Genomic DNA, 18,218 nt, shown 5'->3' with positions numbered 1-18,218 from the left:
CCGGGTCCCGCCGGAGCAGTTCCGGCGGGACCCTGGGAAGCGGGGTGGGCCTTTTCGCCCGGGTCCGGGTGGACTACTTGCCCGTGAACTTCTCGTACTCCTTGAGGACCTCGTCCGTCGGACCGTCCATGCGCAGCTCGCCGCGCTCCAGCCACAGGACGCGGTTGCAGGTGTCACGGATCGACTTGTTGTTGTGACTGACCAGAAACACGGTGCCGGCCTCCTTGCGCAGCTCGCGGATGCGTTCCTCGGAACGCTTCTGGAACTTGCGGTCACCGGTGGCCAGCGCCTCGTCGATCATGAGGACGTCGTGGTCCTTGGCGGCGGCGATGGAGAAACGCAGCCGGGCCGCCATGCCGGAGGAGTACGTCCGCATCGGCAGCGTGATGAAGTCGCCCTTCTCGTTGATGCCGGAGAAGTCGACGATCTCCTGGTAGCGCTCCTTGATCTGCTCCCGGGACATGCCCATGGCGAGCCCGCCCAATATGACGTTCCGCTCGCCCGTGAGGTCGTTCATGAGGGCCGCGTTGACGCCGAGCAGCGACGGCTGGCCGTCGGTGTAGACCTTGCCCTGCTCGGCCGGGAGCAGGCCGGCGATGGCGCGCAGCAGGGTCGACTTGCCGGAGCCGTTGGAGCCGATCAGGCCGATGGCCTCGCCGCGGTAGGCGACGAAGGAGACGCCGCGGACGGCGTGCACCTTGCGTACACCCCGCTCCTCGCCGCGCTTGAGGATGCGGCTGAGGGCGGCGGTGGCGCTGCCCTTGCCGGTCTTGGCGCCGTTGACGCGGTAGACGATGTGCAGGTCGTCCGCGATGACGGTGGGGATGCGCTCGTCGGTCCTGCGCTCAGCCACGGCCGTACCTCTCCTCCGCCTTCCAGAAGTACACGAAGCCGCCGACGGCCAGCAGCACGGCCCAGCCGCCCGCGGCCGCCCAGACGTGGTCGGGCAGGTACTCCGAGCCGTAGTCGTCGATGAGGGCGAAGCGCATCAGGTCCATGTAGATCGCGGCCGGGTTCCACTGCAGGACGTTCGCGATCCAGTCCGGCTTGTCGGCCAGGAAGATCGGGATGGAGAACATCACGCCGGACCCGTACATCCACGTACGCATCACGAACGGCATCAGCTGCGCCAGGTCCGGGGTCTTGGCGCCGGCCCGGGCCATGATCAGAGCGAGGCCGGTGTTGAAGCAGAACTGCAGGACGAGAGCCGGCACGATCAGCGCCCAGGACAGGTCCGGATAGCTGCCGAAGCCGACCACGATGGCGAACAGCACGATCATCGAGAACAGCAGCTGCTGGAGCTGCTGCAAGGCGAAGGAGATCGGCAACGAGGCCCGCGGGAAGTGCAGCGCGCGCACCAGGCCCAGGTTGCCGGAGATCGCGCGCACGCCCGCCATCACCGAGCTCTGCGTGAACGTGAAGACGAACACGCCCGTGACGAGGAACGGGATGTACACCTCGCGGTCCATGCCCCGGTCGGCCTCCAGGAGCAGGCCGAAGATGAAGAAGTACACAGCCGCGTTCAGCAGTGGGGTGACCACCTGCCACAGCTGGCCGAGCTTGGCCTGGCTGTACTGGGCGGTCAGCTTCGCCCGCGAGAACGCGAGGATGAAGTGACGCCGGTCCCAGAGCTGACGGACGTACTCGACGAGGGAGGGCCGGGCGCCGCTCACGGTGAGCCCGTGCTCGGCGGCGAGCTGTGCCGCCGTGAGGCCCTCGTCGGGCGGCGCGGGCGCGCTCACCGCGACCGTGCCGTCGTGTGTTGTCTCACTCACTAGTGGAAACTTTCGTCTTCGAGATGCGCAGCCTGTGCGGGCATGGCATGAGCCCGGAACCTGGCGGCCCCGGTGCTCCCAGGAACGAGCTTGTCAGATGACAGGGGGTCGGCCCAGTCGGGTCAGCCGCCATACCGTACGCCACTTCATGGGCCGGCGCGGCCCGCACGGCGTGCTCCAGCCTTCCCGGAATCCGCCGAACCACGCCCTCAGGGCGCGCCGCGAGGGGCGGCGCACCAGGGTGAGCAGCAGCCATGCGCCGAGGTAGACCGGGATGAGGAGCAGGGGCAGGTTGCGGCGGGCGAGCCAGACGCGGTTGCGGGCGACCATGCGGTGGTAGACCGCGTGCCGCGAGGGCGCGGTCGTGGGGTGGTACAGCACCATGTCGGACCGGTAGTCGATCATCCAGCCCGCGTCGATGGCCCGCCATGCCAGGTCGGTTTCCTCGTGGGCGTAGAAGAATTCGTCGGGAAGTCCGCCGACTTCGGCGAAGACCCGGGTACGGACGGCGTTGGCGCCGCCGAGGAAGGTGGTCACGCGGGAGGAGCGCATCGGGTCGGAGGCGCGCAGCCGGGGTACGTGACGGCGCTGGGTGACGCCGGTCTCCGGGTCGGCGATGCGGAAGCTGATGATGCCGAGCTTCGGGTCGGCCTCGAAGGCCTGGCGGCACTGCTCGGCGGTGTCGTGATGCGCCAGGAGGCCGTCGTCGTCCAGGAACAGCAGAATGTCGACCTCGCGGCCTCCGGCGCCGAAGGCCTCGATGCCGACGTTGCGGCCGCCGGGGATGCCCAGGTTCTCTGGCAGTTCGATGGTCCGGACGCCGTCGGGGACGTCGGGGACGGGTGAACCGTTGCCGACCACGACCACCTCGACCTTGTCGCCGTCCTGCTTGGCGATGGAGTCGAGCAGGGCCCGCAGCTCGTCGGGGCGGTTGCCCATGGTGATGACGACCGCGCCGACCTTCAGTGAGGAAGAAGCCTCCACTGCGCTCACCTCAGCCTGCTCGACGCGAGGATGGACACCAGGTGCAGCAGGGTCTGCAGGAGCGCGATGCCGGCCAGCACCGCGACGCCGAGCCGGGAGAAGAACAGGTCGTCCCTGACCGTGTCCAGGACCGCCAGGACCAGGATCAGCAGGGACGCCTCGATCCCGAGCACCAGCCGGTGGAACTTCAGCGCCGCGGCGGCCTTGCGGGCCAGTGCCATGCCGGACGAGCGGGGCTCGGACGCCGCCTCCTTGACCGGCGGCAGCCCGCCTTGGTGGCGGGCGACGCCGACGAGGTCGGTCTCGGCCTTGATCAGGATCGCGCCGAGGGCGGCCAGCGTGCCGAGGAAGGCCCAGAGCCAGTCGATCCGCCCGGTGCCCCACAGGTCGGCGGCGCGCAGGCCGAAGCCGACGAGGACCGCGGCGTCGGTCAGGTAGGCACCGACCCGGTCCAGGTAGACCCCGCCGAGCGAGAACTGCTGCTTCCAGCGCGCGATCTCGCCGTCGACGCAGTCGAGCAGCAGATAGAGCTGGACCATCAGCACGCCGAGCACGGCGCCCGCGATCCCCGGCACCAGCAGGGCCGGCGCCGCGAGCACGCCGAAGACGGTCATCAGGTAGGTCAGCTGGTTGGGCGTGACCCGCGTGTTCACCAGGTACCGGTCCACCCGCAGCGAGATCTCCCGCATGTACAGGCGTCCCGCCCAGTGCTCACCGCTGCGCCGGTCCTTCACCCCTGCGGGGTGGACGACCGGTCGTAGTTCAGCTACCGATGGCCTTGACATAGTCGGCGTAGATGTCCTTGATCTGGTCGGAGGTCAGGTCGAGGTGTTCGAGGATCGTGTAGCGGCCGGGCCGGGTCTCCGGGGCGAACTCCACGACCCTGACGAACTCGTCCGTCGTGAAGCCGATCTCCTCCGGCAGTACCGGCAGCCCGTGCCGACGCAGCACCTCGGCCATGTACGCCGACTCCTCGTGGGCCCCGCGCAGATACATCGCGAAGGCCGCGCCGAGGCCGCACTGCTCGCCGTGGGCCGCGGCCCGCTTGGGGAACAGCAGATCGAAGGCGTGGTTGATCTCGTGGCACGCCCCGGAGGACGGCCGCGAGTCACCGGACACCGACATGGCGATACCGCTGAGGACGAGCGCCTCGGCCAGCACCTGCAGGAAGCCGGTGTCCCCGATGCCACCCGGGTGTCTGAGCACCGCCTCGCCCGCCTGCCGGGCGATCGCGGCGGCGAGACCGTCGATCTTCTCGCCCTTCACCCGGTTGGCGAGCTCCCAGTCCGCGATCGCGGAGATGTTGGAGACGGCGTCGCCGATACCGGCCCGTACGAACCGCACCGGAGCGTCGCGGATCACGTCCAGGTCGATGACGACCGCGATCGGGTTCGGTACGCCGTACGAGCCTCGGCCGGCGTCGTTGTCGAGGGTCGCGACGGGCGAGCACAGGCCGTCGTGCGCGAGGTTCGTGGGTACGGCGACCAGCGGGAGGCCGACGCGTGCCGCCGCGAACTTGGCACAGTCGATGATCTTGCCGCCGCCCAGGCCGACGACCGCGTCGTAGTGGCCGGCCTTTATGTCGCTCGCCAGCCGGACCGCGTCGTCGAGGGTGCCGCCACCCACCTCGTACCAGGTCGCGCCGGGCAGCGAAGGGGCGATGCGCTCACGGAGTGTGGCGCCGGAGCCGCCGCTGACGGCGACGGCGAGCCTGCCGGAGTGGGAGATGCGCTCGTCGGCGAGCACACAGCCCAGGTCGTCGAGGGCACCGGGGCGGATGTCCACGACGACCGGCGAAGGAATCAGCCTCGTCAGTACTGGCACGCGATCTCCCGTCCGCGGGCGAGATCGTCGTGGTTGTCGATCTCCACCCACTTGACGTCGCCGATCGGCGCGACGTCGATACGGAAGCCGCGATTGACCAGTTCCTGGTAGCCGTGCTCGTAGAACTGCTGCGGGTCGGTCTCCCACACGGTCCGCAGCGCGTCGGCCAGCTCCCAGGCGGCGTCGCCCTCGATGAGGGTGACGCCGATGTACTCGCCGGTGGCCTCGGCCGGGTCCATCAGCTTGGTGATCTTCGTCATGCCCTTGCCGGGGTCGACGACGACCTTCATCTCCTCGTCGGCCAGCGTCTTCACGGTGTCCAGGGCGAGGATGATCTTCTTGCCGTCGCCGCGGGCGGCGAGCAGCGTCTTCTCGACGGAGACCGGGTGGACGGTGTCGCCGTTGGCGAGGATCACGCCGTCCTTGAGGGCGTCACGGCCGCACCACAGGGAGTAGGCGTTGTTCCACTCCTCGGCCTTGTCGTTGTCGATGAGGGTGAGCTTGAGGCCGTACTTCCGCTCCAGGGCCGCCTTGCGCTCGTACACGGCCTCCTTGCGGTAGCCGACGATGATCGCGGCCTCGGTCAGGCCGACCTCGGCGAAGTTGCCGAGGGTCAGGTCCACAACCGTGGGTTCGCCCTCTATGCCCGCGGGCCCCACCGGCACCAGCGCCTTAGGCAGGCTGTCGGTGTAGGGGCGCAGACGGCGTCCGGCGCCGGCCGCCAGCACGAGGCCGATCATGCGGGTTCTCCTTCGTCGTGTACGGCGGGGGCCCCGGAGGACACCCAGAAGCGGATGCTCTCCACGAGCACCACCAGAGCCACAGCCACGGCGAGAACCGTGAGCGCGACCTTGAACTGCGCGGCGGAGAGCGCCGCGGCCAGGACGGTGACGAGCAGCGTCCGTCCTTCGTGCCCCCCGACGGCGCGCACCAGCCAGGCCGGGGGCGCTCCGGCGTTGCCGCGGATGCGGTACACCGTGTCGTAGTGATGGTAGGCGACCGCCGCCACCAGCCCGAAAGCCGCGGGAAGGGCTCCGTTCACCTCGGCTTTGGCCGCCAGGATCAGGACGGTGCAGTACTCGGCGGCCCGGAAGAACGGGGGGACGAGCCAGTCGAGAGCGCCCTTGAGGGGCAGTGCCACGGCGGCGGCCGAGGTGAGCACGTACAGGACGGCCAGGGCGACGGGGAGCGCGCTGCCGTACGGCGCCAGGGCCGCGGCACCGACCACCATCGCGGCGGCGGGCAGCACGAGGAAGGCGCGTGAGCTGAACGGGGGGTGCGCGGGCAGCTTCCGCAGGAGTGTGACGAGGCCCTCTGCGAGCGGCCCGCTGTCCGCCAGGTCCGCCAGCGCCTGCGCCGCCCGGTCCGTGCGCCGTGCCTTGCGGGTCAGCGAGCGCAGCACCCGGCCCGCCGTCGTGTACGTCGCCGCGAAGGCGCACCCGATGAGCAGCGCGTAGAAGGTGATACGAGGAGTCGTGGCCGCCGTGAGGAGGGCGATCATCGCCCAGCGCTCGCCGATCGGCAGGACGATCATGCGGCGTACCCACACCGTCCAGCCGACACTGTCCAGCTTGTCCGAAAGGGCCGCGGTGGGGCTGGTGTTGGCGGTGGCGTCGTGGTTGGCCTCGTTGAAGGAGAAGTCCACGACGTGCCGGCAGGTCTGCAGGACCATCGCGCCCAGCGCCAGGGCCCATACGTCGTCGCCGCCTCGGGCGGCTCCCAGGGCGAGGCCGGCGTAGTAGGCGTACTCCTTGGCCCGGTCGAAGGTGGCGTCCAGCCAGGCGCCGAGCGTGGAGTACTGCAGGGAGTAGCGGGCGAGCTGTCCGTCGGTGCAGTCAAGGACGAAGGACGCGAGCAGCAGGACGCCGGCCGCTATGAAGCCGCCGCGCGTGCCGGTGGCCGCGCAGCCCGCCGCGATCAGGGCGGTGAGGAGCGAGGCGGTGGTGACCTGGTTCGGGGTCAGGCCCCGGCGGGCGCACCAGCGGGCGATGTAGCGGGAGTACGGGCTGATGCAGAAGGTGGTGAAGAAGCCGTCGCGGGACTTCACGGCCGACTTCAGGCGTACGGCCTCGTCGTCGACGGCGGCCACGGCCTGCCGTGCCTCGTTGCGGGCCTGCGGGTCGGCGGGGACCTCGGCGACCAGGCTGCCGAGCTCTGGGCGGTGCACGTCGGCACCGTCGTCGTCGAGGGAGGTGACGATGCGGTCGGCGAGGCTGTCGACGGCGACGACCGTGCCGCCGCCCGCCGAGTTCTCGCGCGCCACCGCTCGCGTCAGGGCCTGGCGGCCGGCCGGCTGGGCCGTCACGGCGCCCGGCACCGCGGCGAGCGGGAAGCGGGGGTCGGTGAGGCCGAGGCGGAGCGCGTGGGCGTGGCCCACGAAGCGGGCATCGACCACGGCGACGCGCTGGTCACCGGGCACCTGGGCGAGAAGCGTCTCGGCGTCGGCGGCGTCGGCGGCGATCCGTACGTCGAAGCCGAGGGACCGCAGATCGCCCTCGATCGACGATCCGGGGACCGGCTGACCGGTGAGGATGGCGGTCGACAACCGAACTCACTCCCTGGGTGCCGACGCACGGCGTCGGTCATGTACATGGTGGGGACGCCCTCCGTGGTGCGGCTTGGCTGCACCAGGCGGGCGGCATGTCGGCAGAGGCTATCGGATCCCCGGAAGGCCGCGTTCACCGCCCGTTCACGGGCCGATCAACACCGCCTCCCCCTGCCGTTGCCGCGATCATCATCAAGGATCCGGTGCCCCGCCCACAAACCGCGCACCACACACCGGGCATCCAGGACATTACGCCGGACGCGGCCGGCTCGACATAGGGTGGGCGACCATGACATGGCTGATCACCGGCGGTGCCGGATATATCGGGGCCCATGTGGCGCGGGCCATGACCGACACAGGGGAGCCCGTCCTCGCACTGGACGACCTCTCGACCGGAATCCCCGAGCGGCTCCCGGCGGACGTGCCGCTCGTCGAGGGGTCGACGACGGACGCCGGCCTGCTGAAACGGCTGCTGGCCGAGCACGAGGTGACGGGTGTGCTGCACCTGGCCGCGCGCAAACAGGTGGCCGAGTCCGTGGCGCAGCCGACGCGGTACTACCGCGAGAACGTGGGCGGCCTCGCCACGCTTCTGGAGGCGGTCGCCGAGGCCGGGATCGAGCGCTTCGTCTTCTCTTCGTCGGCGGCCGTCTACGGCGACCCCGGTGTGGATCCGATCACGGAGGACACCCCGTGCGCTCCGGTGAACCCGTACGGCGAGACGAAGCTCGCCGGTGAGTGGCTGGTGCGGGCGGCGGGCCGGGCGCACGGCATCTCGACGGTGTGCCTGCGCTACTTCAACGTCGCCGGTGCCGCCGCGCCCGAGCTGGCGGACACCGGGGTCTTCAACATCGTCCCCATGGTCTTCGACCGGCTCACGCGGGACGAGGCGCCGCGGATCTTCGGCGACGACCATCCGACGCCGGACGGCACCTGCGTCCGTGACTACATCCATGTCGTGGATCTGGCCGAGGCACACCTGGCCGCCGCCCGGCGGCTCGATGACCGCAGCGGCGACCTGACGGTGAACATCGGCCGCGGCGAGGGCGTCTCGGTGCGCGAACTGATCACGGTGATCGGCGAGGTGACCGGCGACCGGCGCCCACCCGTCATCGAGGCCCGGCGCCCCGGTGACGCGCCGCGCGCGGTCGCCTCGGCCGACCGGGCCGCCGAGGAACTCGGCTGGACGGCCCGGCGCTCGGTGCGCGAGATGGTCGAGTCGGCGTGGCAAGGGTGGCTGCTGCACCGCGGCGGATGATCAGCGGATGATCACCCGGCGCTCTGACCTGCGGATCGTTTCTGCAGGTCAGAGCACATGACAACGGTGTTCAGTGCCGCGTTGCCCTACCCCCCACCCGTAGTTCACTGTGATCCCGAGCGAACACAGGAGGACGCTTTCATGGGGGCTGGCCACGATCACGGGCACGCGCACGGGCATACGCACGGCGCGTCGGCCGGCGGTACGGCGACCGCGGCGTACCGCGGCAGGCTGCGGGTCGCTTTGTCGATCACGCTCACCGTCATGGTGGTCGAACTCGTCGGCGGTGTGGTCGCCGACTCGCTCGCGCTGGTCGCCGACGCGGCCCACATGGCGACGGACGCGCTGGGCCTGGGCATGGCGCTGCTCGCGATCCACTTCGCGAGCCGTCCACCGAGCGACCGGCGCACCTTCGGCTACGCCCGCGCGGAGATCCTGGCCGCCCTCGCCAACTGTCTGCTGCTGCTCGGGGTCGGCAGCTACGTCCTGTACGAGGCGATCCAGCGGTTCATCACGCCCGCCGACACCGAGGGCGGCCTGACGGTCGTGTTCGGTCTGATCGGTCTGGTGGCGAACCTGATCTCGCTCACGCTGCTGATGCGCGGTCAGCGGGAGAGCCTGAACGTGCGCGGCGCGTTCCTGGAGGTGGCCGCGGACGCGCTGGGCTCGCTCGCGGTGCTGATCTCGGCTGTGGTGATCCTGACCACGGGCTGGCAGGCCGCCGACCCGATCGCCTCGCTCGTCATCGCCCTGATGATCGTGCCGCGCACCTGGAAGCTGCTGCGCGAGACGCTCGACGTGCTGCTGGAGGCGGCCCCCAAGGACGTCGACATCGCGGAGGTCCGCGCCCACATACTCGCCCTGGACGGCGTCGAGGACGTCCACGACCTGCACGCCTGGACGATCACCTCCGGCATGCCGGTGCTGTCCGCGCACGTCGTCGTCCGCTCCGACGTCCTCAGCGCGATAGGCCACGAGAAGATGCTGCACGAGCTCCAGGGCTGCCTCGGCGACCACTTCGACGTGGAGCACTGCACCTTCCAGCTGGAGCCGAGCGGGCACGCGGAGCACGAGGCGCGGCTGTGCCACTGACCCGCACGGCCTGCCACTGACGGACACCCGTACGGGCGCCGGGGAGCGCGGATGTGACGGAATGCAGCGATCCGGCACACGGTTGCGTCCTGGTGCTCACAGCCCCGCCCCGGACGGTTCCGTGCCCGCCGCGCCGGGCACGATCAACTGCCGGGAGTGCCGTATTCGTGCGGCACACTTGGGGCGCGAAGACCGATGTGAAGGATGGGTATGCCGATCACACCTGCCACCGCGACGCACAGTCCGTCGAACGGCACCGCAGACGCGATCTTGCTGGAACTGGTCGACGAGAACGGTGTGACGATCGGCACCGCGGAGAAGCTGGCAGCGCATCAGCCGCCGGGGCAGCTGCACCGCGCCTTCTCCGTGTTCCTCTTCGACGAGCACGGCAGACTGCTGCTCCAGCAGCGGGCGGCGGGCAAGTACCACTCCCCCGGTGTGTGGTCCAACACCTGCTGCGGCCACCCTTACCCCGGCGAGGCGCCCTTCGCGGCGGCCGCCCGGCGCACGTACGAGGAGCTCGGCGTCTCCCCGTCACTGCTCGCCGAGGCGGGCACGGTCCGCTACAACCACCCGGACCCGGCCTCGGGCCTGGTCGAGCAGGAGTACAACCATCTCTTCGTGGGGCTCGTCCAGGCGCCGCTCGGGCCGGACCCGGAGGAGGTCGGCGCGACGGCCTTCGTGACCGCCGCCGAGCTGGCGGAGCGGCACGCGAAGGACACCTTCTCCTCCTGGTTCATGACCGTGCTGGACGCGGCCCGCCCCGCGGTCAGGGAACTGACGGGCGCGTCCGCCGGCTGGTGACGAGCGTCACGGCACCTGCGCGGGCTTGAGCGGCAGGGCGGCCCAGATCACCTTGCCGCCGCTCGCGGTGTGCTCGACGTCGCACACCCCGCCCGCCTCCCGGGTGATCTCGGTGACCAGGAGCAGTCCGCGGCCTCCCGTCCGGCCGTGGTCGGCCTCCAGGGCGCTCGGGCGGTAGGGGTGGTTGTCCTCCACGGACACCCGCACCCACTCGGCACCTACGGCGACCTCCACGGCCAGCATCGGCGAAAGCAGCGCCGCGTGCCGCACAGCGTTCGTGACCAGTTCCGAGACGATCAGCAGCAATCCCTGGACCAGGTCGTCGGAGACCGGCACCCCCTGGCGGTACAGCAGGTCCCGTACGGCGTGTCGCGCCTGGGGGACGGAGGCGTCGACGGCGGGAGCGGTGAACCGCCACACGCCCTCGTACGGCAGGGGGTCCGGCGGCACCGCGTCGAGGGGTTCGTCCGTGCCGCCCGCTGGGCGTGGGTCGGGCCCGCGCCCGTGGTTCTCCATCGTCCGGTCGCCACCCTTGCGCTCGATTGTCACCACACGTCGAGTGTTGGCAATCGACCCCTCCGGCCCAGAGCCCTGAACAGAAGTCAGCCGGTATCGAGCACTTCTGACCGTTGGCGTATGACACAGTCAGTTGTTGGACCGCTCCTGTCCCGCTCCGCGCCGACTTCCCGAACTAGTCGGGTTGTACGGGTTTGCCGGCCGGGTTGCCCGATCCGCTCCGTGTGTCGTCGTCCGGGGTGAGCCGGTCGGACACCATGCCGGCGATTCGGCGCCCGCCGAAGCCGGTCGCGACGAGACCGAGCCCGTCGAAGAGCAGGGCGAGGGAGAAGAGAGCGCCGATCACGTACCTGCTGCTCGGCCAGGAGGCCAGCACCCCGATGCCGAGGACCAGGTCGAACGCGCCCTGCAGCAGCGTCCAGCCGAACTGCGGGCCGCGCACCACCAGGCTGCCGACCAGGCGGAACACCCCGCCGGTCAGGAACAGCAGCGCGGCGAACATGGTCAGGGCCTCGGCCGCCGCCTCCGGGCGCCTGATCACGACCACTCCGGCCGCGATGTTCAGGGCGGCCACGACGACGCCGAGCCAGAAGAAGGGGGAACCCCGGGCCTGGACCGCGTGCAGCAGCCCGACGGCGCCGCCGATCAGCAGCAGCCAGCCGAACAGGAGCATCGAGGTGAGCGTGGCCACCCCGGTGTACATCAGCCCGATCAGTCCCGCGATCACCAGGATCACACCGAGCGCGGCCAGCCAGCCGAAGCCGCGGATCAGCCGGGCGACCCCGGCGTTGTTGTTGGCGTTCTTGGCGTTCTTGGCGTTCTTGGCGTTCTTGGCGTTCTTGGCGGCTCTGGCCATCGGCGCCTCCTCGGAGCAGGCCCCTTCTTGATCGTACGGTCGGTGACGGCGGATAGCATCCGCCGCATGGAGCCGCAGCTGCTGCACAGCGTCAACGACTCGGTCGCCACCGTCGTCGTCCAGCACCCGGCCAAGCGCAACGTGATGACGGCCGCGATGTGGCGGGCGCTGCCGCCGCTGCTCGACTCGCTGGCGGCCGATCCGGGCGTACGGGCGCTGGTGGTGACGGGCGAGGGCGGTACGTTCTGCGCGGGGGCCGACATCTCCACGCTCCGGGGGTCGCCGGAGGAGGCGCAGGGGCTCGCCGTGCGCGCCGAGGATGCCCTCGCGGCCTTCCCGAAGCCGACGCTGGCGGCGATCCGCGGTCACTGTGTGGGCGGCGGGGCGCAACTCGCGGCGGCCTGCGATCTGCGGTTCGCCGAGGAGGGCGCGCTGTTCGGGGTGACCCCGGCCAAGCTGGGCGTGGTGTATCCGGCCTCCGCCACCCGGCGGCTGGTGGCGCTGGTGGGTCCGGCGACCGCCAAGTACCTGTTGTTCTCCGGGGAGTTGATCGACACCGGGCGGGCCCTACGCACCGGTCTGGTGGACGAGGTGCTGCCCGCGGGAGAACTCGGCCAGCGGGTCGCGGAGTTCACCCGGGTCCTGGTGTCCCGCTCTCAGCTGACGCAGGCGGCGGCGAAGGAGTTCGCGAACGGCCGCACCGACCGGGACGCGTACTGGTCCACGCAGGCACGCGGCAGCGGCGACACCGCGGAGGGCGTCGCCGCGTTCCTGGAGCGCAGACAGCCGTGCTTCACCTGGAGCGTGCCTACGTCAGGATGAAGCGGCTCTTTCCGCGGATCTCCTCGACCAGATGGGCCGGGGCCTTCTGCGGGGATCCGGCGTCGTAGGGCGGCTGCGGGTCGTACTCGGTCAACAGCTGTACGGCCTGGGCGTGTGCGTCACCCGCGATCCGGCCGAGCAGGGTCAGGCCCATGTCGATGCCGGAGGAGACACCGGCCGCGGTGACATACTTGCCGTCGCTCACCACCCGCTCCCCTGTCGGCTCGACGCCGAACTGCTTCAGGAAATCCAGGGCGAGCCAGTGCGAGGTCGCCCGGCGGCCCTCGAGGAGCCCGGCGGCGGCCAGCAGCAGGGAGCCGGTGCACACCGAGGTCGTCCAGGTGCTGGTAGCGTCGGCGGCGCGCAGCCAGTCCAGGAGCGTGTCGTTCTCCATCTGCGGGGTCTGACCCGGGCCGCCCGGGACGACCACGATGTCGGGGCGGGTCACCTCGTCGAGCGCCTTGTCGGCGGTGAGGGCGAGGTTGCCGGTCTCGTTGCGGACGGGACCGGTCCGCTCGGCGACGAAGACGGTCTCGGCGTCGGGGAGACGGCCGAGGGTCTCGTACGGGCCGACGGCGTCCAGGGCGGTGAAGCGGTCGTAGAGGAGGATGGCGATCTGCATGGGGGGCCTTTCGGTGGCTGGGGCGGGTGTCGGCGGGCGGAGGACAGAGGGTGGGTGCGCCGGGCGTCGGTGGGCGCGTGGTGGGCGCCAGCGGGCCGGTAGCAGAGGTCAGCCGGCGCCTTGCGGGCGCCAGCGGAGCGGTGGCCGAGGTCAGCGAGCAGATGCCGGCCGTCAACGGGCGCCTGGCAGGCGCCGGCCGACCGGCGGCGGATCTCGCGGACGCGTGGCGCGCGCCAGCGGACCGAGGGCGAAGGTCAGCGAGCAGATGGGCGAAGGTCAGCGGGCAGGCGCCGGCCGTCAACGGGCGCCTGGCAGGCGCCGGCCGACCGGCGACGGATCTCGCGGACGCATGGCGCGCGCCAGCGGGTCCGAGGTCAGTGGGTGGGGGCCGGGCGGAAGCGGCGGCGGTATTCGGCTGGGGCTGCGCCGAGCGCCTTGATGAAGGCGCGGCGCATGGCTTCGGGGGTGCCGTAGCCGCTGGCGCGGGAGATTTCCTCGACGCCGTCCCCTGTGTCCTCCAGGAGGCGGCGGGCGTGTTCGAGGCGGACGCGGTCGACGTAGCGGCCGGGGGTCATGCCGGTCTCGGCCAGGAAGGCGCGGGCGAAGTGGCGGGGGGAGAGGCGGGCGCGCTCGGCCAGGGACTCGACGGTCAGGTTGTCGGCGGGGTGTTCGCTGATCCACCGCTGGACCTCGCGGAGCGGGTCGCGTTTGGCGGTCTGGACGGCGAGCTGGGCGCTGAACTGGGCCTGGTTGCCGGGCCTGCGCAGGAAGACGACCAGGTGGCGGGCGACGGTGAGCGCCACGTCCCGGCCCAGGTCCTCCTCTACCAGGGCCAGCGCGAGGTCGATGCCCGAGGTGACGCCGGCGGAGGTGGAGACGTGTCCGTCGCGTACGTAGATGGGTTCGGCGTCGACCTCGATCGCCGGGTGGTCACGGGCCAGCTTGTCGCAGTACGCCCAGTGGGTCGTGGCGCGGCGGCCGTCCAGCAGGCCCGCTTCGGCGAGCAGGACCGCGCCGGTGCAGACGGAGACCAGGCGCTCCGCGCGCGGGCCTTGCTCGCGCAGCCAGTCGGTCAGGCGCGGGGCAGGGCGCCGGGTGCCCTGGCCGCCGGGGACGAGGAGCGTGTGCGGGGCGGGTGCGTCGGCGAGGGCCCCGTCCGGGACGAAGGTCAGGCCGCCGGAGGTGCGCACCGGGGCGCCGTCCAGCGAGGCCGTACGGATGCGGTACGTCCCCGGGGTGTGCGTCTCGGCCCCGGCGAACACCTCCACGGGGCCGGTGACATCGAGGCTCTGGATGTCGTCGAAGAGGACGACGAGAACGGTTCGCTGGGCCATGCCCTCGATTCTTGAGTGAGGGGCGGGTGGCCGCAATGACGAGTTCCCCACCTTTCCTGCCACACCGGCCGGCTGCGGGACACCGACACCTGGATCAGGTACCGACCGGTCGGTAACGTGCGCCATATGACTACCGTCGCCCTGGACCCGCGCGCGGGCCGCCGCTGCCACAACGTGCTCAACTCCCTGCACGCGACGCACTACTTCTCCCCCGACCTGGGCCGGGAGCTGGGCGCGCTCGGCGTCACGCACCCCCGGGCCGTCAACTTCGCGGTGCGGGCGGCCGCTCTGGGGCCGGTCGGGGCCGGCACGGTGACGGCTGCCTTCTACAACTACAAGCACGAACTCGTGGCCCGGCACGTGCCCGCGGTGTGGGCCACGGCCACGCCCGAGCAGATCCTGGCGGCACGCGCGCGTGCCGTCGACGCGACCCTGCGCCGCCTGCTCGGCGACGAGACGCCGGTGTCCGCCGAGATGGCGGAGGCGGCGCGGCTCGCCCTGCGCGCCGCCGAGGCCTGCTCGCGCAGTGCCCGGCCGCTGTACTCCGCGCACGCCGACCTGCCGGTGCCCGAGGAGCCGCACCTGGCGTACTGGCACGCCGCCACACTGCTGCGCGAGCACCGGGGCGACGGCCATCTCGTCGCCCTGATGTCCGCGGGGCTCGACGGTCTGGAGGCGGTGGTGACCCATACGGCAACCGGCAAGGGCATGACGCCCAAGTGGGTGTGCGACACCCGCGGCTGGACCCGGGAGGACTGGGACGCGGCGAGCGGGCGGCTGCGGGAGCGCGGGCTGCTGGACGAGGACGGTGAGCTGACGGAGCAGGGGGTCGCGCTGCGCGAGGGGATCGAGCGGGAGACCGACCGGCTGGACCGGGCCCCGTACGAGCACCTGGGCGCGGACGGCGTCGCGCGTCTGACAGAGCTCGGCACAGGCTTCGCACGCGCCGCCCTCGCCGCGGGCGCCTTTCCGGCGGACCTGCTCGGCAAGCGCTGAAGAGCGGCGCGGCGGAAGCGGGGGCGACGATCCGGGAGTCTCCCGCGCCGTCGCCCTGACGGGCCCTCCGGCCGACACCGCACAACACACCCACCGGGACCTACCGGCAGCGCCGCACAACAACACATCCACCGGACCTACCGGCAGCGCCGCACGGCGCTCCTGGCGGTCTCCCTGTCCTCCGGCTGAATGACCGGCCCGGATGCGACGGCGCATGCCTGGCCGTTGCCGAGGTACCCGGTCCGCTCCCTGCCGGAGTGGCCGGGAGAGGAAAGGGGAAACTCGTGTTCCGTGCGATCGCAGATGTTCTGCGCCAGATCGGTGGCGCCGTCGCCACCGTGGTGACGCTGCCCTTCCGGGCCCTGGCCCGGCTCTTCGGCGGCGCCTCGCGCTCGACCCGCAGCCGCAGGGTCTGATGCGCCCACCCACGCCGCCCCGCCGGTTGTCGCCCTGATCCCCGGTTGTCGGTGCCACCTGCCACAATTGCCGCGCAACCTCAGTGGAGAAGGCGGTACGGGATCGTGACGACACCCCTCGTAGGGTCCATCGAAGGCAGGATCGCCGAGGAACTCGGCGTACGGGAGCGGCAGGTCAAGGCTGCCGTGGAGCTGCTCGACGGCGGTTCCACGGTTCCCTTCATCGCCCGCTACCGCAAGGAAGCGACCGAGATGCTCGACGACGCGCAGCTGCGCACGATCGAGGAGCGGCTGCGCTATCTGCGGGAGCTGGAGGAACGGCGGACGGCGATCCTCGACTCGGTGCGCGAGCAGGGCAAGCTCACCGAGGAGCTCGAGGCGCGGATCCGGGCGGCGGAGACCAAGGCGCGCCTGGAGGACATCTACCTGCCGTACAAGCCCAAGCGGCGCACGAAGGCGCAGATCGCGCGTGAGGCGGGCCTGGAGCCGCTGGCCGACGGGCTGCTCGGTGATCCGACCGTCGAACCGCTCGCCGCGGCCGCCGCGTTCGTCGACGCCGACAAGGGCGTGGCCGATCCGCAGGCCGCGCTCGACGGGGCCCGGGCGATCCTCACCGAGCGGTTCTCGGAGGACGCCGACCTGATCGGCGAGCTGCGCGAGCGCATGTGGGTGCGCGGGCGGCTGGCGGCGAAGGTGCGGGAGGGCAAGGAGGAGGCGGGCGCCAAGTTCGCCGACTACTTCGACTTCGCCGAGCCGTTCACCGAGCTGCCCTCGCACCGCATCCTCGCCATGCTGCGCGGCGAGAAGGAGGAGGTCCTCGACCTGGTCCTTGAGCCCGAGGAGCCGACGGACGGTCCTTCGTCGTACGAGGGCATGGTGGCGCACCGCTTCGGGATCACCGACCGGGGCCGTCCGGCCGACAAGTGGCTGCAGGACACGGTCCGCTGGGCCTGGCGCACCCGCATCCTGGTGCACCTCGGCATCGACCTCAGGCTGCGCCTGCGTACGGCGGCGGAGGACGAGGCCGTGAACGTCTTCGCGGCGAACCTGCGCGACCTGCTGCTCGCCGCCCCGGCCGGCACGCGCGCGACGCTGGGCCTGGACCCCGGCTTCCGTACGGGCGTGAAGGTCGCCGTCGTCGACGCGACCGGCAAGGTCGTCGCCACGGACGTGATCTACCCGCATGTCCCGGCCAACAAGTGGGACGAGGCGATCGCCAAGCTGGCCCGGCTGGCGAAGGAGCACGCGGTCGAGCTGATCGCGATCGGCAACGGCACGGCGTCCCGGGAGACCGACAAGCTCGCCGGTGAACTGATCACCAAGCACCCGGAGTTGAAACTCACCAAGGTCATGGTGTCGGAGGCGGGCGCCTCGGTGTACTCGGCCTCCGCGTTCGCCTCGCAGGAGCTGCCCGACATGGACGTGTCGCTGCGCGGCGCGGTGTCGATCGCCCGCCGGCTCCAGGACCCGCTGGCCGAGCTGGTGAAGATCGACCCGAAGTCGATCGGTGTCGGCCAGTACCAGCACGACCTGTCCGAGGTGAAGCTGTCGCGTTCGCTGGACGCGGTGGTGGAGGACTGTGTGAACGGGGTGGGGGTCGACGTCAACACGGCGTCGGCGCCGCTGCTGGCCCGGGTCTCCGGCATCACCTCCGGGCTCGCCGAGAACATCGTGGCGCACCGGGACAGCAACGGCCCCTTCAAGTCGCGCACGCAGCTGAAGGGTGTGGCGCGGCTCGGCCCGAAGGCGTACGAGCAGTGTGCGGGCTTCCTGCGCATCCGCGGCGGCGACGACCCGCTGGACGCGTCCAGCGTGCACCCGGAGGCGTATCCGGTCGTGCGGCGGATGGTGCAGACGTCCGGGCAGGAGGTCGCCTCGCTCGTCGGCAACACCGGTGTGCTGCGCTCGCTGAAGCCGCAGGACTTCGTGGACGAGACGTTCGGTCTGCCGACGGTGAGCGACATCCTCAAGGAGCTGGAGAAGCCCGGGCGCGACCCGCGGCCCGCGTTCAAGACGGCCACCTTCAAGGAGGGCGTCGAGAAGATCTCCGACCTGTCCTCCGGGATGATCCTGGAGGGCGTGGTCACGAATGTGGCGGCGTTCGGGGCGTTCATCGATGTGGGTGTCCACCAGGACGGTCTGGCGCACGTCTCCGCGATGTCGAAGACGTTCGTCAAGGACCCGCGGGACGTGGTGAAGCCCGGCGACATCGTCAAGGTGAAGGTGCTGGACGTCGACATTCCGCGCAAGCGGATCTCACTGACGCTGCGGCTGGACGACGAGGCCGCGCCGCAGGAGCGGCAGCCCTCCGGCGAGCGGCGGCAGCGCGGTGGGCGTCCGCCGCAGCAGCGCCAGGGGGGCCGGGGCGGTGGCGGCG

The 18,218-nt window shown here is 71.2% G+C and carries 18 protein-coding genes; 7 read left to right on the top strand and 11 right to left on the bottom strand.

All coding sequences use genetic code 11. The features are described 5' to 3' along the window. Positions 1-73 precede the first annotated feature (73 nt). From CLM62_RS08270 to CLM62_RS08240, 7 genes are all read right to left on the bottom strand, one after another. Entirely contained in the window at positions 74-853 is a 780-nt protein-coding gene (locus CLM62_RS08270; RefSeq protein WP_095749202.1) for an ABC transporter ATP-binding protein, read from the bottom strand. Continuing rightward, positions 846-1,775 carry an ABC transporter permease gene (locus CLM62_RS08265; RefSeq protein WP_095749201.1) on the bottom strand — a complete coding sequence of 310 codons (930 nt, stop codon included), beginning with the start codon at positions 1,773-1,775 and terminating at the stop codon, positions 846-848. Before CLM62_RS08265 ends, CLM62_RS08270 begins: the two co-directional genes overlap by 8 nt. A gap of 93 nt (positions 1,776-1,868) precedes the next feature. After that, positions 1,869-2,714: a glycosyltransferase family 2 protein gene (locus CLM62_RS08260; RefSeq protein WP_095749222.1), complete on the bottom strand. Its 846-nt coding sequence runs from the start codon at positions 2,712-2,714 to the stop codon at positions 1,869-1,871. A 50-nt stretch (positions 2,715-2,764) separates the two neighbouring features. Next, positions 2,765-3,544 (bottom strand): CDP-alcohol phosphatidyltransferase family protein, encoded by a 780-nt coding sequence (locus CLM62_RS08255; protein WP_095749221.1) that lies wholly within the window; start codon positions 3,542-3,544, stop codon positions 2,765-2,767. Beyond that, complete coding sequence (locus CLM62_RS08250) at positions 3,522-4,583, bottom strand: iron-containing alcohol dehydrogenase family protein (RefSeq protein WP_095749200.1); 1,062 nt, start codon at positions 4,581-4,583, stop codon at positions 3,522-3,524. The genes CLM62_RS08255 and CLM62_RS08250 overlap by 23 nt, the downstream gene beginning before the upstream one ends. Continuing rightward, positions 4,571-5,323 (bottom strand): sugar phosphate nucleotidyltransferase, encoded by a 753-nt coding sequence (locus tag CLM62_RS08245; RefSeq protein WP_095749199.1) that lies wholly within the window; start codon positions 5,321-5,323, stop codon positions 4,571-4,573. Before CLM62_RS08245 ends, CLM62_RS08250 begins: the two co-directional genes overlap by 13 nt. Next, on the bottom strand, positions 5,320-7,128 hold the full coding sequence (locus CLM62_RS08240) for a DUF5941 domain-containing protein (protein WP_095749198.1): 1,809 nt from the start codon (positions 7,126-7,128) through the stop codon (positions 5,320-5,322). Before CLM62_RS08240 ends, CLM62_RS08245 begins: the two co-directional genes overlap by 4 nt. 289 nt (positions 7,129-7,417) lie before the next feature. Here CLM62_RS08240 and galE point away from each other — a divergent pair, with 289 nt between their 5' ends. The 3 genes from galE (at position 7,418) to idi (ending at position 10,279) form a co-directional block, all read left to right on the top strand. Then, positions 7,418-8,383 carry a UDP-glucose 4-epimerase GalE gene (gene galE, locus CLM62_RS08235; protein WP_095749197.1) on the top strand — a complete coding sequence of 322 codons (966 nt, stop codon included), beginning with the start codon at positions 7,418-7,420 and terminating at the stop codon, positions 8,381-8,383. 141 nt (positions 8,384-8,524) lie between these two features. After that, positions 8,525-9,475, top strand: a complete 951-nt coding sequence (locus CLM62_RS08230) for a cation diffusion facilitator family transporter (protein ID WP_095749196.1) — start codon at positions 8,525-8,527, stop codon at positions 9,473-9,475. A gap of 210 nt (positions 9,476-9,685) precedes the next feature. Next, positions 9,686-10,279 (top strand): isopentenyl-diphosphate Delta-isomerase, encoded by a 594-nt coding sequence (gene idi, locus CLM62_RS08225; protein ID WP_095749195.1) that lies wholly within the window; start codon positions 9,686-9,688, stop codon positions 10,277-10,279. Between the two features lie 6 nt (positions 10,280-10,285). Here idi and CLM62_RS08220 read toward each other — a convergent pair whose 3' ends face one another. Beyond that, positions 10,286-10,795, bottom strand: coding sequence for an ATP-binding protein (locus CLM62_RS08220; RefSeq protein WP_095749220.1), 510 nt, complete (start codon positions 10,793-10,795; stop codon positions 10,286-10,288). Positions 10,796-10,970: 175 nt separating this feature from the next. Beyond that, the gene (locus CLM62_RS08215) at positions 10,971-11,651 is read right to left on the bottom strand and encodes an HdeD family acid-resistance protein (protein ID WP_095749194.1); all 681 of its coding nucleotides are present in this window, start codon (positions 11,649-11,651) and stop codon (positions 10,971-10,973) included. Positions 11,652-11,717: 66 nt separating this feature from the next. Between CLM62_RS08215 and CLM62_RS08210 the strand changes: the two genes are divergently transcribed. Next, the gene (locus CLM62_RS08210; RefSeq protein ID WP_095749193.1) at positions 11,718-12,473 is read left to right on the top strand and encodes an enoyl-CoA hydratase/isomerase family protein; all 756 of its coding nucleotides are present in this window, start codon (positions 11,718-11,720) and stop codon (positions 12,471-12,473) included. On the opposite strand, the gene CLM62_RS08205 is transcribed toward CLM62_RS08210, so the two are convergent. Together CLM62_RS08205 and CLM62_RS08200 are read right to left on the bottom strand one after the other, a co-directional pair. Next, the gene (locus CLM62_RS08205) at positions 12,460-13,095 is read right to left on the bottom strand and encodes a DJ-1/PfpI family protein (RefSeq protein WP_095749192.1); all 636 of its coding nucleotides are present in this window, start codon (positions 13,093-13,095) and stop codon (positions 12,460-12,462) included. The genes CLM62_RS08210 and CLM62_RS08205 overlap by 14 nt on opposite strands. A gap of 374 nt (positions 13,096-13,469) precedes the next feature. Beyond that, positions 13,470-14,429 (bottom strand): GlxA family transcriptional regulator, encoded by a 960-nt coding sequence (locus CLM62_RS08200; protein WP_095749191.1) that lies wholly within the window; start codon positions 14,427-14,429, stop codon positions 13,470-13,472. A gap of 126 nt (positions 14,430-14,555) precedes the next feature. Between CLM62_RS08200 and CLM62_RS08195 the strand changes: the two genes are divergently transcribed. From CLM62_RS08195 to CLM62_RS08185, 3 genes are all read left to right on the top strand, one after another. Further along, complete coding sequence (locus CLM62_RS08195; RefSeq protein ID WP_179381999.1) at positions 14,556-15,425, top strand: hypothetical protein; 870 nt, start codon at positions 14,556-14,558, stop codon at positions 15,423-15,425. A 284-nt stretch (positions 15,426-15,709) separates the two neighbouring features. Continuing rightward, the gene (locus CLM62_RS51235; protein ID WP_257003732.1) at positions 15,710-15,841 is read left to right on the top strand and encodes an LPFR motif small protein; all 132 of its coding nucleotides are present in this window, start codon (positions 15,710-15,712) and stop codon (positions 15,839-15,841) included. A gap of 105 nt (positions 15,842-15,946) precedes the next feature. Next, positions 15,947-18,218 (top strand): Tex family protein (locus CLM62_RS08185; RefSeq protein ID WP_095749188.1); only part of this gene is annotated, 2,272 nt, incomplete at its 3' end.

The organism is Streptomyces sp. SA15 (assembly GCF_002291145.1).
In the GTDB taxonomy this organism is placed as follows: Bacteria; Actinomycetota; Actinomycetes; order Streptomycetales; family Streptomycetaceae; genus Streptomyces.
This window is presented reverse-complemented; position numbering and strand designations above follow the sequence as displayed.

What these genes read in the sequence shown, in the direction of transcription:
- CLM62_RS08260 (WP_095749222.1), bottom strand. Translation starts at nt 2,714, where the DNA reads ATGGGCAACCGCCCCGACGAGCTGCGGGCCCTGCTCGACTCCATCGCC.
- CLM62_RS08255 (WP_095749221.1), bottom strand. Translation starts at nt 3,544, where the DNA reads ATGTCAAGGCCATCGGTAGCTGAACTACGACCGGTCGTCCACCCCGCA.
- CLM62_RS08245 (WP_095749199.1), bottom strand. Translation starts at nt 5,323, where the DNA reads ATGATCGGCCTCGTGCTGGCGGCCGGCGCCGGACGCCGTCTGCGCCCC.
- galE (WP_095749197.1), top strand. Translation starts at nt 7,418, where the DNA reads ATGACATGGCTGATCACCGGCGGTGCCGGATATATCGGGGCCCATGTG.
- CLM62_RS08230 (WP_095749196.1), top strand. Translation starts at nt 8,525, where the DNA reads ATGGGGGCTGGCCACGATCACGGGCACGCGCACGGGCATACGCACGGC.
- idi (WP_095749195.1), top strand. Translation starts at nt 9,686, where the DNA reads ATGCCGATCACACCTGCCACCGCGACGCACAGTCCGTCGAACGGCACC.
- CLM62_RS08220 (WP_095749220.1), bottom strand. Translation starts at nt 10,795, where the DNA reads ATGGAGAACCACGGGCGCGGGCCCGACCCACGCCCAGCGGGCGGCACG.
- CLM62_RS08215 (WP_095749194.1), bottom strand. Translation starts at nt 11,651, where the DNA reads ATGGCCAGAGCCGCCAAGAACGCCAAGAACGCCAAGAACGCCAAGAAC.
- CLM62_RS08210 (WP_095749193.1), top strand. Translation starts at nt 11,718, where the DNA reads ATGGAGCCGCAGCTGCTGCACAGCGTCAACGACTCGGTCGCCACCGTC.
- CLM62_RS08205 (WP_095749192.1), bottom strand. Translation starts at nt 13,095, where the DNA reads ATGCAGATCGCCATCCTCCTCTACGACCGCTTCACCGCCCTGGACGCC.
- CLM62_RS08200 (WP_095749191.1), bottom strand. Translation starts at nt 14,429, where the DNA reads ATGGCCCAGCGAACCGTTCTCGTCGTCCTCTTCGACGACATCCAGAGC.
- CLM62_RS08195 (WP_179381999.1), top strand. Translation starts at nt 14,556, where the DNA reads ATGACTACCGTCGCCCTGGACCCGCGCGCGGGCCGCCGCTGCCACAAC.